At 60.9% G+C, this 12,761-nt stretch carries 13 protein-coding genes; 9 read left to right on the forward strand and 4 right to left on the reverse strand.

Annotated features, from left to right (window positions below):
• The first annotated feature begins 406 nt into the window (after positions 1–406).
• The 7 genes from AB4N80_RS14455 (at position 407) to AB4N80_RS14485 (ending at position 6,446) form a co-directional block, all read left to right on the forward strand.
• The gene (locus tag AB4N80_RS14455; RefSeq protein WP_460082645.1) at positions 407–2,596 is read left to right on the forward strand and encodes a GAF domain-containing hybrid sensor histidine kinase/response regulator; all 2,190 of its coding nucleotides are present in this window, start codon (positions 407–409) and stop codon (positions 2,594–2,596) included.
• 90 nt (positions 2,597–2,686) lie between these two features.
• Entirely contained in the window at positions 2,687–2,938 is a 252-nt protein-coding gene (locus AB4N80_RS14460) for a hypothetical protein (RefSeq protein WP_240998530.1), read from the forward strand.
• Positions 2,939–3,319: 381 nt separating this feature from the next.
• Positions 3,320–3,736 carry a glycine zipper domain-containing protein gene (locus AB4N80_RS14465; protein WP_072406201.1) on the forward strand — a complete coding sequence of 139 codons (417 nt, stop codon included), beginning with the start codon at positions 3,320–3,322 and terminating at the stop codon, positions 3,734–3,736.
• A gap of 850 nt (positions 3,737–4,586) precedes the next feature.
• Positions 4,587–4,760 carry a hypothetical protein gene (locus AB4N80_RS14470; protein WP_163006860.1) on the forward strand — a complete coding sequence of 58 codons (174 nt, stop codon included), beginning with the start codon at positions 4,587–4,589 and terminating at the stop codon, positions 4,758–4,760.
• Between the two features lie 69 nt (positions 4,761–4,829).
• Entirely contained in the window at positions 4,830–5,033 is a 204-nt protein-coding gene (locus AB4N80_RS14475; RefSeq protein WP_060741340.1) for a hypothetical protein, read from the forward strand.
• An 88-nt stretch (positions 5,034–5,121) separates the two neighbouring features.
• Positions 5,122–5,496, forward strand: coding sequence for a hypothetical protein (locus AB4N80_RS14480; RefSeq protein ID WP_122568717.1), 375 nt, complete (start codon positions 5,122–5,124; stop codon positions 5,494–5,496).
• Between the two features lie 254 nt (positions 5,497–5,750).
• Positions 5,751–6,446: an HAD-IA family hydrolase gene (locus AB4N80_RS14485; protein WP_060741342.1), complete on the forward strand. Its 696-nt coding sequence runs from the start codon at positions 5,751–5,753 to the stop codon at positions 6,444–6,446.
• A gap of 62 nt (positions 6,447–6,508) precedes the next feature.
• Here the strand turns inward: AB4N80_RS14485 and AB4N80_RS14490 are convergent, their stop codons facing one another.
• The gene (locus AB4N80_RS14490; protein WP_305482369.1) at positions 6,509–7,255 is read right to left on the reverse strand and encodes a 3-oxoacyl-ACP reductase family protein; all 747 of its coding nucleotides are present in this window, start codon (positions 7,253–7,255) and stop codon (positions 6,509–6,511) included.
• 125 nt (positions 7,256–7,380) lie between these two features.
• On the opposite strand from AB4N80_RS14490, the gene AB4N80_RS14495 reads away from it, so the two are divergent.
• Positions 7,381–8,304 (forward strand): LysR family transcriptional regulator, encoded by a 924-nt coding sequence (locus AB4N80_RS14495; protein ID WP_460082652.1) that lies wholly within the window; start codon positions 7,381–7,383, stop codon positions 8,302–8,304.
• Positions 8,305–8,450: 146 nt separating this feature from the next.
• Here AB4N80_RS14495 and AB4N80_RS14500 read toward each other — a convergent pair whose 3' ends face one another.
• The 3 genes from AB4N80_RS14500 to AB4N80_RS14510 form a co-directional block, all read right to left on the reverse strand.
• The gene (locus AB4N80_RS14500; protein ID WP_122568714.1) at positions 8,451–9,179 is read right to left on the reverse strand and encodes an aspartate/glutamate racemase family protein; all 729 of its coding nucleotides are present in this window, start codon (positions 9,177–9,179) and stop codon (positions 8,451–8,453) included.
• Positions 9,180–9,239: 60 nt separating this feature from the next.
• Positions 9,240–10,769, reverse strand: a complete 1,530-nt coding sequence (locus AB4N80_RS14505; RefSeq protein ID WP_460082655.1) for an NCS1 family nucleobase:cation symporter-1 — start codon at positions 10,767–10,769, stop codon at positions 9,240–9,242.
• A gap of 452 nt (positions 10,770–11,221) precedes the next feature.
• Positions 11,222–11,965, reverse strand: coding sequence for a phosphoadenylyl-sulfate reductase (locus tag AB4N80_RS14510; RefSeq protein WP_013693959.1), 744 nt, complete (start codon positions 11,963–11,965; stop codon positions 11,222–11,224).
• A gap of 173 nt (positions 11,966–12,138) precedes the next feature.
• Here AB4N80_RS14510 and thrH point away from each other — a divergent pair, with 173 nt between their 5' ends.
• On the forward strand, positions 12,139–12,756 hold the full coding sequence (thrH, locus tag AB4N80_RS14515) for a bifunctional phosphoserine phosphatase/homoserine phosphotransferase ThrH (protein ID WP_046065797.1): 618 nt from the start codon (positions 12,139–12,141) through the stop codon (positions 12,754–12,756).
• The last annotated feature ends 5 nt before the right edge of the window (positions 12,757–12,761 follow it).

Genomic DNA, 12,761 nt, shown 5'->3' on the forward strand with positions numbered 1-12,761 from the left:
GAACGCCTGCAACAACGCAAGCGCTTTGCATCCCACTGCGGGTCGCCAAACCCGGCCGCCATCTGGGCGACCGCAAGACTATAGACGTCACGGCAAAAAATACGCAAGGGATTGATAGGGAAGGGGATTCCCAATCATATGTAGGACGTTGCCATAGTGGTAAGCATCCGAGCTGTACGTCTTACAACTTTGAAGATCCCTCACCTACATCAGGCCCATTGCCAACGATATGTAGGATATTTCTGTAGCCCAACCTCCCATTTCCGCCCTTAACCCCCCATTTGTCCCCCGACGCATCCCACAATCCAATCGCGCATTCCCACCCCGGCACGGGATAATACGGCCCTGCTTGGGGTCACAAGCTTTTCCCCTCGTTGGTATTGGCGTCTCAGAAGGATCGAACGCGATGACAGATTGGCTCCAGAGCTATGGAGAAATGGCCGAACGGCTTCGCCGTCATCCGTGGGAGGACACGCCGCTCGGGCCGCCTGCGCAGTGGCCCGATATGTTGAAGACCACCGTGGCGCTGAGCCTGGCCTCGCATTTTCCCCAGGCCATCATATGGGGCCCGGACCTGATCACCTTGTACAACGATGCGTTCCTGCCGATCCTCGGCAATAAGCCCGAGGCGCTGGGGCGGCGGTTCGATGAGGTGTGGCAAGAAGCCTGGAGCGATATCGGGCCGATCGTGCAGGGCGCCTTCGACGGGCAAGCCACTTATATAGAAAACTTTCCCCTGGTCATCGAGCGCGGTGGCGGTCCTGAGCAGGCTTATTTCACGTTCTGCTACAGCCCCATCCGCGACCAGTTCGGCACGGTGGTGGGCATGTTGGATACGGTCACCGAGACCACTTCGACGGTGTTCATGACCCAGCGCCTGGCCGTGCTGGATGCCATCGGCAATGCCGTGGCGAACGCCACCGACCCGCAGACCATCATGGCGACTACTACGCGGATCTTGGCGGCGCACCTGAACCTGTCCAATTGTGCCTACGCGGACATGGATGAGGACGAGGACGGTTTCACCATTCGCGGCGATTGGGCCAGGGCCGGTTCGCCCCTTATTCTCGGGCATTATCGGCTGGCTGATTTCGGTCGTCTGGCCGTCACCAATCTGCGAGCCGGCAAACCGCTGGTGATCAACGATAACCTCAAGGAGCTGGCGCCGGAGGAAGCGGCGACGTTCCAGGCCATTGGCATCGCGGCCACCATCTGCGTGCCGTTGATCAAGGGCGGGCGATTGACCGCGCTGATGGCGATCCACGATAAAACACCGCGGGTCTGGTCATCCAACGACCTGGCGCTGCTGATGGAAGTCACGGAGCGGTCCTGGGCTCACATCGAGCGCGCCCGTGCCGATGTTGCCGTGCGCGAAGGCCTGGCGGCCCTGGCCGAATTGAATGCGACGCTGGAAGAGCGGGTCGAGGAACGCACTACGCGCTTGAAACAGACCGAAGCGGCACTGCGCCAGTCGCAAAAACTCGAAGCCATCGGCCAGCTCACCGGTGGCGTGGCTCATGACTTCAATAACCTGCTGACGATTATCCGTTCTTCGGTGGACTTCCTGCGCATGCCCAACTTGTCCGAAGAGCGCCGGCAACGCTACATGACGGCGGTGTCCGAAACCGTGGATCGCGCCTCCAAGTTGACCAGCCAGTTGCTCGCGTTTGCCCGGCGCCAGCCGTTGAAGCCCGAGGTTATCGATGTGGGCAAACAAGTGCAGAGCCTGGGGGACATGCTGCAAACCGTTACCGGGGCACGGATCCAGGTCAACGTCGAGTTGTGCGATCGACCCTGTTACATCCGCGCGGATCTGAGCCAGTTCGAGACAGCGCTGATCAACATGGCCCTCAACGCCCGGGATGCGATGAATGGCCAGGGCACGCTGTGGCTTCGGGTCAGTTGCGGCGGTGGCATGCCGCCGATCCGTGGTCATGCCGGGGCCGGGCAATCCTTTGCCGCCATAGCCTTGGCTGACACCGGTACCGGTATTGACCCGCAAGTGCTTGAGCACATCTTCGAACCCTTCTTCACCACCAAGGAAGTGGGCAAGGGCACGGGGCTGGGCTTGTCCCAGGTGTTCGGCTTTGCCAAGCAGTCCGGCGGCAACGTCGATGTTTCGACCGTGGTGGGCGAGGGAACGGTGTTCACGTTGTACCTTCCGGAAGTGGCGCCCGAGAACAACCACGAGCCGGTCAGGGAAGAGGTCACGCACCTGGTGCTGAAAAAGGGCAAGCGTCGGGTGTTGATCGTGGAAGACAACCTGGAGGTGGGGCGTTTTGCCAACCAGATCCTCCAGGACCTGGGCTACGAAACGGCCTGGGCGACCAACGCCGAAGAAGCGCTGGAAATGGTCGGGCCGGAGGCGATGGCCTTCGACGCGGTATTTTCTGACGTGGTGATGCCAGGCATCAGCGGTATCGCCCTGGCCCGGGAACTGCACCAGCGTCGCCCGGATCTACCGGTGGTGCTCACTTCCGGCTACAGCGAAGAGCTGGCCCACAGGGGGCATGAGGGCTTTGAGTTCTTGTCCAAACCCTATTCAGCCGATCAGGTTTCCCGGGTTTTGAACCGGACGATGCTGGGCACTGAATGAGTGTTTCCTTTTTGAAACAGTGAGTTCCATTCGTCGGCGAAGGGTGTTGTGGAATCAACGGTCTGTTGATGACCGACTAGTCTCATTGTCGTGAAGGTCGATATTGTCAGGCAACCGTTTGTTGCCGGTATGGACCTCAATGAAAGGGGAAAGGCAATGGGAACACCGTACAGCGAGGAGCATGGAGCCGCGTATCCGATCAATGAAGGGTTGCAATGTGGCCAGTCGACCTACCATGCAGACTTTGGCGACGAGCCGATCAAGTCCATCAGGACGAAGGTGGCCAAAGTGCAGCGAGGGGAGAAGGCCAAGTTTTTACCCAGGGTTCCGGTCAAGAAGTGACAGGAATTGTGGTAGGGGAGCTTGCTCCCACCGGGCTGCATGGCAGCCCTTTTTTATGGGCGCTTGGCGTTGGTGCGCCAGCCCGGTCAAGCGGGAGCAAGCTCCCTCGCCACGGGGAATATTTCGGTTTCTAGATAAATATTTTTCATCTTTTCTCAACTGGCGATTTCTTTCACGTTTCTTTCACAAGCAGGTACGTACTCTCAGCTCATCCGTTAGAAAGCAGTACCTGCCCGTTTCCCCAGCGGGCTTTTTTTTGCCTGTCATAAAATAATCCGCCGTTTCGTTGTCCAACCGTCATGGCTGACGCTGTTTGGCGTACACTCGCGCCCGCGCGCACTGGCCATTTTCCCCCGATGCGGCATTCTTGAGGTTTCTATCATGCGTTTGACTTTGTCCACCTTGGTACTGGGGCTGGTGGTTGCCCAGGGCGCGATGGCTGCCGGCGACGGTACCGCTGCCGTCGGCGGCGGTCTGGGCGGTGTGTTGGGCAACGTGGTCGGCCAGCAAATGGGCGGCAGCACAGGCGCCGCGATCGGCGCGGGCGTCGGCGGCGCAGCCGGCAGCGCCGTGGGCGCGCGCAAGGGCAGCCGCACCGAAGCCGCCATCGGCGGTGGCCTGGGTTCGGCCGGTGGCTCGATCGTCGGTAACCGTCTGGGCGGCTCCACCGGCTCCACCATCGGTGCTGGCGTCGGCGGCGCAGCGGGCGGCGCGTTGGGCAGCAACCTGTCCAATGACAACGACGGTCACTCCGGTGGTAAGAAGCACAAGCATAAGCACAAGAGAAATCATCGTTAAGCGGATGCTTGGATGAATGGACTCGGCCTTGTGCCGTAATGCTGTTCACTTAGAAAAAACGGCGCTTCTTTCAGAAATGGGAAGCGCCGTTTTTTTGCTTTTTTTATTGACGGAGCGTCGAGCTCAAGAGCCCAAAGCAAGAGCAGCAGACAGCTCCAGCCGCTGTGCAACAGCACCACCGCCATCGCGAGCAAGCTCGCTCCCACACAGTTTTTTGATCGTTTATAAGATCAGTGTCCACCGACGATCCCTGTGGGAGCCGAGCTTGCTCGCGATGGCGGTGGGTCAGCTTGCATCAGTATTGGATGTGCCGCCGTCTTCGCGAGCAAGCCCGCTCCCACAATCGGATCGGGGGTATAACCGGAGAGCCAGGTCGGCTGTCAGGCCGCCTCGCGAGCAAGCTTTGCTCCCACAGGTCCAGCTCAAACAAGTCTGATGGGTGTACACCCCCCCGCAAGAACCAGGTCGGCTATCAGGCCGCCTCGCGGTGGACGTTGATCTCGGCGCCCCGTTAACCACGATGGCCGAACGCAGGCATTGTGGAGTGGGCATCCCGGCATGGATGCCGGGATAGCCGCGCTGGGCCATGGATGGCCCTTCGCGGCGGGCCCACGGAGCAATGCCTGCGTTCGGGCACACCGAGCCTAGGCGAGGTGCCAAGTGGTGGGGCAGAAGCGTTTTGGTTACTTTTGCCTGGGCCGGCATTCCGGCTTCTCAAAAGTGACCCGCAGTCAGGGCGGAACCATAAGCAGCCGTTACCCAAAAAACGGATATACACACCAATCCTCAGGAACGATTGCCACCCCCCCACCTCAAATTCATACATCCATCAGCAATCGCGAGGTGCGCCATGACACCGGAAACCGAAGGCAAGGAAGAAAAAGGCCCAACGGGCGTTCCCTTCATCAATGATCCGGGCCTCAACGACCCAGGCAATGAAGACCCCGGTTCCCTGATGGACGACGCCCAGGTGCCTTTGCTCGACGACGAAGACGCTGAACTTGAGGACGAATCCTACAAGTGAAGTCGCTCAAACGGATCGTCCGCGTTCTTTAAGCTGCAGGACAGGTGCATGCACCTGCCAGGAGATTGTATGACTGCCGATTCCCCCGTTCCCAATGACGAAGAAACCCCGGAATACCCGCTGCCATCGCCCACCAACCCGCTGAGCCGCGACCAGCTCCCACCCGATGACGAAGCGGGCGTCGAGCAGGTGCCCAGCGACGACGAGGATGTCGAAGCGACCCCGGATGATCCGGACATCGCCGGTGACGACGCCTCCGGCACGCCGAGCTGATCGGCAGGCCCGCCTGTCGATCCAGTGGCACCATCGGCCCGCCACGCCTGCCAGACATCAGGTAAGTACCTTGAAAAGGAGACTCACCATGATGAAGTCCAACATGACAGCGCTGACACTCGCCGGGATTCTTTCCGTCAGTTCGTTGGCCGCTTTCGCACAGTCTTCGAGCAGCACGCCGCCTGTGGACAAGGGCGGGATGCCGCCTTCCTCGGAAATGGAAGCCGGCTCCAAGTCCGGTGCCAGCGGTAACGCCTTGCCTCCGGGCTCCGTGGGGGGCGGCAATGGTGGCGATGCCAGCGGCAGCAGCACCAGCCCCGGCACGGGCAGCGGTTCGATGAGTGGCGGCAGCACGATGGGCGGCGCCGACGCAGGCGGTGGGACCAACGGCGGAACCGGTACCAGCGACAGTGGTGGCAGTTCGGGCGGCAGTGGCTCGGGGTCGGGCGGCTCCGGTCAGTAACCTTTCATCCGACACGATCCGCTTTTGTGGCGAGAGAGCTTGCTCCCGCTGGGTTGCGCAGCGACCCCAAGATCCAACGGCCGCTACGCAGCCGAGCGGGAGCAAGCTCCCTCGCCACGGACCCCATTCACCGATTTCCCATTGCCGGTTCCAAGCCCCCTTCGTTATCCTGCTGAATCCTTTAAGGCGAACACGCCGCCCTGGCCGCACCTGAGCCATCCCTGGAATGTTGTGTTGATAACGGATCAGATGCGATGAATGCACCGCTGAAAGAGTTTGGCCCGATCAAGGCTGTGATTTTCGACATGGATGGGCTGTTGCTGGACACCGAGGGGATCTACACCGAGGTCACCTCCATCATCGCCGAGCGCTACGGGCGCACGTTCGACTGGAGCGTCAAGCAGAACATCATCGGGCGCGGGGCCACGGACCTGGCCAATTACGTCGTCCAGGCACTGGAGTTGCCGATCACCCCCCAGGAATTCCTGGTCATCCGCGAGCCCTTGATGCGCGAGCGTTTTCCTCACGCCCTGGGCATGCCCGGCGCCGAGGAACTGGTGCGGCATCTCAAGGCCCATAACATTCCGATTGCCGTGGGGACCAGTTCGTCGAGCCCCACGTTCGCGCTGAAAACCACGTTGCACCGGGACTGGTTCGCGCTGTTCGATTGCATCGTGACGGCGGACGACCCAGAGGTCGGTGCGGCAAAACCGGCGCCGGATATCTTCCTCACCGCCGCCCGGCGCCTGGGTGTCGAGCCGCGCGACTGCCTGGTGTTCGAGGACTCTCCGTTCGGTGTGACGGCCGCGAAAGCCGCCGGCATGACCGCCATTGCCATTCCGGACTCGGCCATGGCGGACGAAAAATATGCCCATGCCGATGGGATCATTCGCTCCTTGAAGATGTTTCAGCCAAGCCTTTGCGGTTTGCCGGAACTGGAGTGGGCCTGATAGGAAAGGGCTGCTGCGCAGCCCAGCGGGAGCAAGCTCCCTCGCCACATGGTTAGCCCGGATCAGGCGCCAAAACCACCGTCGATGGTCAGGCTGGCACCGGTGATGTAGCCGGCTTCCGGTCCTGCCAGGTAAGCCACGAAACTAGCGATTTCATCGACGTTGCCGTAGCGCCCGATGGCCATCAGCGACATCAGGCTGGAGGCGAAGTCGCTGTCGGCCGGGTTCATGTCGGTGTCCACCGGGCCGGGCTGCACATTGTTGACGGTGATGCCGCGCGGGCCGAGGTCACGGGCCAGGCCTTTGGTCAGGCCCACCAGCGCGGATTTGCTCATGGCGTACGTGGCACCTCCGACGAAGGGCATGCGGTCGGCGTTGGTGCTGCCGATATTGATGACGCGTCCGCCTTCGGTCATGTGCCGCGCGGCCGCCTGGGTGGCGACGAACACGCTGCGCACGTTGACGGCCAGGGTCTGGTCGAAATCTTCGAGTTTGAATTCATCCAGCGGCCCCATGGCCAGCACGCCGGCGTTATTGACCAGAATGTCCAACCGGCCAAAAGCCTCGACGGTGGCGGCGACGGCGTTACGGACGGCCTCGGCGTCGGCGCTGTCGGCCTTGATTGCCAGGGCCTTGCCGCCGGCGGCGATGATGCTGTTCTGCAATTCTTCGGATTTTGCGCCAGAGCTGACGTAGGTGAAGGCCACGGCGGTGCCTTCTGCGGCAAGGCGTTTGACGATGGCGGCGCCGATGCCGCGAGAACCGCCCTGGATCAAGGCGACTTTGCCGTTCAGTGCTTGGGTACTCATGATGTTCTCCAAAAAGTGCCGGGGCGAGGTGCCGCGGTGATGGAGCGAGTATCAAGAAGACGTCATGGGCTGTGTAGACCGCCATTGCTATAGTCTGTCTAAACCAAAAGTTTAGAGTGAGGCCCATGGAGACCTTTAACAGTATCGAATGCTTTGTGCGCAGCGCCGAAGTCGGCAGCTTTGCCGAGGCGGCGCGCCGTTTGAGCGTGACCCCGGCGGCGGTGGGTAAAAGCGTCGCCAAGCTGGAGGCGCGCATGGGGGTACGCCTGTTCCAGCGCAGCACCCGCAGCTTGAGGCTGACCGAAGCCGGCCAGTTGTTCTTGAGGGAGGTCGGCAGCAGCTTCAACACCATCCAGAACGCCGTCGCCAACCTGGCCAGCGTCGGCGGGCAACCGGCGGGGACCCTGAAGGTGAGCATGGGCACGGCGTTCGGCCGATTGTATGTCGTGCCGTTACTGGGGGAGTTCTTGCGGCGCTACCCGGCGATCAACCCGGACTGGCACTTCGATAACCGCCAGGTGGACCTGATCGACCAGGGCTTCGATGCCGCCATCGGCGGCGGCTTCGAGTTGCCCCAGGGCGTGGTGGCGCGCAAGTTGGCGGTGGCCCATCGGGTGCTGGTTGCCTCAACGGACTATCTGCAAACCCATGCTGCGTTGGTGGCGCCGGAGGATCTGGCGCAGCACCAGGGCATCCTGATTCGTTCGCCACAAACCGGGCGGGTGCGTTCCTGGCAATTGACCAGCCGTACCCAGCAACACAGCCCGCTCATGCTCAAGACCCGCATGACCATGAGCGACTCGGAAGCCGACTGCGCGGCCGCGGCCCAGGGGCTAGGCATCGGCCTGGTGAGCATGCCGGTGGCCGTGCCCTACCTGGAGTCCGGCGCGTTGCAACGGGTGCTGCCGGACTGGTACGTCGACGATGGCAACATCTCCATCTACTACGCCGAACACAAATTGCTGCCGGGCAAGACCCGGGCGTTCGTGGATTTCATCATCGAGCAGTTTGCCGAGCAGGGGCTGGCGCGGCGGTTCAGTGCGGTTTGAGTTGGGCTCTGGACCGAGTGGCCTCAATCGCGAGCAAGCTCGCTCCCACAGGGTTGGTGGTGTTCACAAAACGGCTGATCACCACCCATCAACTGTGGGAGCGAGCTTGCTCGCGATTGAGGGCACCTCGGTCTAAACCTGTGAACTCACCGCCCAAACCGCCCCGGCCAGCCAATGATGGTCTTGGGCCGAGGCGTGGCGTAGGTGCGCACTTTCGACGTCGACAACCCCAGCCGCACCAGCGACTCGGCAATGGTCACCGCCGCCGTCACGCCATCCACCACCGGCACCCCGGTGCGCTGGCGGATCTGCTCATCGAGCCCGGCCATGCCGCCGCAGCCCAGGCAGATCACTTCGGCCTTGTCCTGGCTGACCGCCAACTCGGCCTGCTGCACGATGGCTTCAATTGCCCGTTGCGGGTCTTGCTCCAGTTCCAGCACCGCCAGGCCACTGGCCCGTACCGAGGCGCAGCGGTCGAACAGGCCGGACAGCTTGAGCCGGTCTTCGATCAGCGGCACGGTACGGTCCAGGGTGGTGACCACTGAATAAGCGTGACCAAGGAACATCGCGGTGCTGGCGCCGGCATCGGTAATGTCCACCACCGGCACGTTCAACAGTTCTTGCAGACCTTCGCGGCCATGTTCTCCGTAGCCGGCCTGGATCACCGCGTCGAACGGCTGGTCGTAGGACATCACCCGGTCCATCACCGCTATGGCCGCCAGGTAGCTTTCAAAATTGCCCTCGATGGAATCGGCACCGAAATGCGGCGTGAGCCCGACGATCTCGGTGCCCGGCGCGGCGACGGCCTGAGCTTGTCGGGCGATGGCCTGAGTGATGGATTCGGTGGTGTTGACGTTGACCACGAGAATGCGCATGAGCTGTCCTCCTTTACACATAAAAGTAAGCGGCCCGAACCTGGCGGGCCGTTTGAGCAATCAATGATGGACGTTATCCACAGCGATGGATTCGCCGCTGACGTCCTCGTAATACGGCTGGCGCTTGGCGATGATCAGGTACAGCAACCCTGCAATCGAAGCGCCAATCAGCCAGGAAAACGGTGAAACGGCCTCAAAACCGGGCGCCAGGGCCAGGATGATCGCGATCAGCGCCGCCGGAATGAACGCCGCCACCGCACGCAGGTTGACCCCGTTGTTGTAGAAATACGCACCGTTTGGGTCCTCGCTGTACAGTTGCGGCACGTTGATGCGGCCTTTTCGCAGCAGCCAATAGTCGACCATGATCACCCCGTACAGCGGCCCGAGCAGGGCGCCGAGGCCGGACAGGAAATACACGATCACCAGTGGGCTGTTGTAGAGGTTCCACGGCAGGATCAGCACGGCAATGGCGGCGCTGATCAGCCCTGCGCGGCGGAACGTCAGGTACTTGGGCGCCAGATTACTGAGCACGAACGCCGGGGCGACGAAGTTGGCCATGATGTTCACCGCCACCGTGACGATCAGGAAGGCCAGGCAGCCGAGCACGAGGAAGAAAGTGTTGGGGATCGAGGCAATGACCTGGGTCGGGCTTTCGATGATTTGCCCATTGATCTGGAACTGTGCACCGCAGAGCAGGATGGTGATCCCGGCAAACATCAGGATGTTCACCGGCAGGCCCCAGAAATTGCCGACGATGATGGTCCGGCGGCACGGTGAGGAGCGGGCGAAGTCGCAGAAATTGAGGATCAAGGTGCCGTAGATCGACAGCCACAGCGCGCCGCCGGCAAAGATATTGCGCCACATTTCGCCACCGGTCAGCGGCTCGCGAATCGACCAGGCAATGGTGGCGCCGGCCTGGGTGTACATCCAACCGGCCAGGGCCGCAACGGTCACCAGGATCACCGGGCCGGCAAAGCCTTCATAACGGCGCACCATCTCCATGCCGTAGGCCAGGATCACCAGTTGCACGAACCAGATCGCCACGAAGCACACCCAGCCCAGGCTCGACAGGCCGAGGATCGAGTCGCGGTCGTAGTCGGCGAAACCCGGGTGGATCGCCACCAGCAAGACGCGGAACACCACCGAGGCCAGGTAGGTCTGGATCCCGAACCAGGCAATGGCGATGACCGCCCTGATCAAGGCCGGAATCTGCGCGCCGTGGATCCCGAAGCTGATCCGGCTGATCACCGGGAACGGCACCCCGGTTTTCTGGCCCATGTAGCCAGACAGGTTCATGAAGCCGTACACCAGTGCCGCGCCTATGCCTAAGGACAGCAGGATCTGCCAGCCACCCAAGCCCAGGGCATAGAGGCCAATGGCGAAGGAATAGTTGGCGATGTTGTGCACGTCATTGGTCCACAGGGCAAAGATGCTGTAGCGACCCCAGCGGCGACCTTCGGCCTTGGTCGGCGCCAGATCCTTGTTGTGCAGTCTCGGGCTCAAGGCCAGGGACGCTGCGCTGTTGTCATCGAGGGCAGGGGTGGTGGAGGGCAGATCCAGCGCGATGTTGTTGGAGAGACTTGTACGCATTCCGGCAGGCTCCTGATTCTCGGCGCAGCGATGACTGTGCATGAGCGCGGGGCTCGACAAATCTTCGTCGCGGCGGGCGAGCATCATTGGTTACGGGGCATCTGCAGCCTGTACGGGATAGGGCGCTTCAGGCTTGCGGATCTAAAGTGTGTGTATGTTTTATAAATGTTGTATACAAAACACTTGTCGACTCAAGCCAGATTTATGCCACTTACGGATCTATCCGTTACGGAAATAATTTCGTTTTGTTATGTTGGATTAATAACTAACTGAAATACGGCGATTTAAAACTGACCGTTTAAACAGGTATTTATTTTTCGGCGAACGCCAGGGGATGTAGAAGGACAGGCGAAGCGGGAAGGTCGGTGTAACCTTTCGGGGCAGCGACAAGATAAGTGCACACAAAAATGCCACTTGTGGTGACATTTTTGTGTACAGGGTAGGGCGGACGCTTAGACGGTCTTGGATTTGGCGATGATGTTCCCGGCGTGCAGCCCGCATTCTTTCTGCGTGGCTTCTTCCCACCACCAGCGGCCTTCGCGCTCGTGCTGGTTCGGCAGCACCGGGCGGGTGCAGGGCTCGCAGCCGATGCTGATGAAGCCGCGCTCATGCAGGCTGTTGTAAGGCAGCTCGAGCATGCGGATATAACCCCAGACTTCCTCACTGGTCATCTGTGACAGCGGGTTGAACTTGTACAGGGTGCGTTCGGGGGTGGAGAACGCCGTGTCGATTTCCAGCACCGCCACCTGGCTGCGGGTGCCGGGGCTCTGGTCGCGGCGCTGGCCGGTGGCCCAGGCGCGGACATCGGTCAGTTTGCGCCGCAGCGGCTCGATCTTGCGGATGCCGCAGCACTCGCCGTGACCGTCCTTGTAGAAGCTGAACAGGCCTTTTTCTTTCACGAAAGGTTCAAGTTTCGTGTAGTCCGGCGACACCAGTTCGATGTCGATCTTGTAGTGCTCGCGCACTTGATCGATGAAGCGATAGGTCTCCGGGTGCAGGCGACCGGTGTCGAGGCTGAACACCTTGACGTTTTTGTTCAGTTTCCAGGCCATGTCCACCAGCACCACGTCTTCGGCGCCGCTGAAAGATATCCACAGCTCGTCGCCGAATTCGGCGAAGGCCAGCTTGAGGATGTCCTGCGGGGACTTGTTGGCATAGGTCGTGGCGAGTTCCACGACGTCAAACGATGGGCTCATCAGGGCGGTTTCCTACAGGTCGGTGGCGCTGGGCGCTCTATATGGGGCTGATGGTAACAAAAGCTGTCGGGGCTGGCGCGTTCCTGTGCGTTGCGCGGGCTTCGACGAATGGCTAGAGTCGGCAAGCCTTTATTCGCTCAACCGATAAACATCAGAAAAAATGGGAGTGTCTTGTGGAAATTGCCTGTCTCGACCTGGAAGGTGTGCTGGTCCCGGAGATCTGGATCGCCTTCGCTGAAAAAACCGGGATTGACTCCCTCAGGGCAACCACTCGGGACATTCCCGACTACGACGTGCTGATGAAGCAACGGTTGCGCATTCTCGACGAGCATGGCCTCAAGCTCTCCGACATCCAGGAAGTCATCGCCACCCTCAAGCCGCTGGACGGCGCCATCGAATTCGTCGACTGGCTGCGCGAGCGCTTCCAGGTGGTGATTCTTTCCGACACGTTCTACGAATTTTCCCAACCGTTGATGCGCCAGCTGGGTTTTCCGACTTTGCTCTGCCATCGCTTGATTACCGATGACAGCGGGCGGGTGACCGGCTACCAGTTGCGTCAGAAAGATCCCAAGCGCCAGTCGGTTTTGGCTTTCAAGAGCCTGTATTACCGGGTGATTGCGGCGGGGGACTCCTACAACGACACGACGATGCTGGGCGAGGCCGACGCCGGGATTCTGTTCCATGCGCCGGAGAACGTGATCCGCGAGTTCCCGCAATTCCCGGCGGTGCACACGTTTGCCGAGTTGAAGCAGGAATTCCTCAAGGCTTCGAACCGCAGCCTCAGTCTGTAAACCCA

Source organism: Pseudomonas sp. H3_A02 (genome assembly GCF_054671965.1).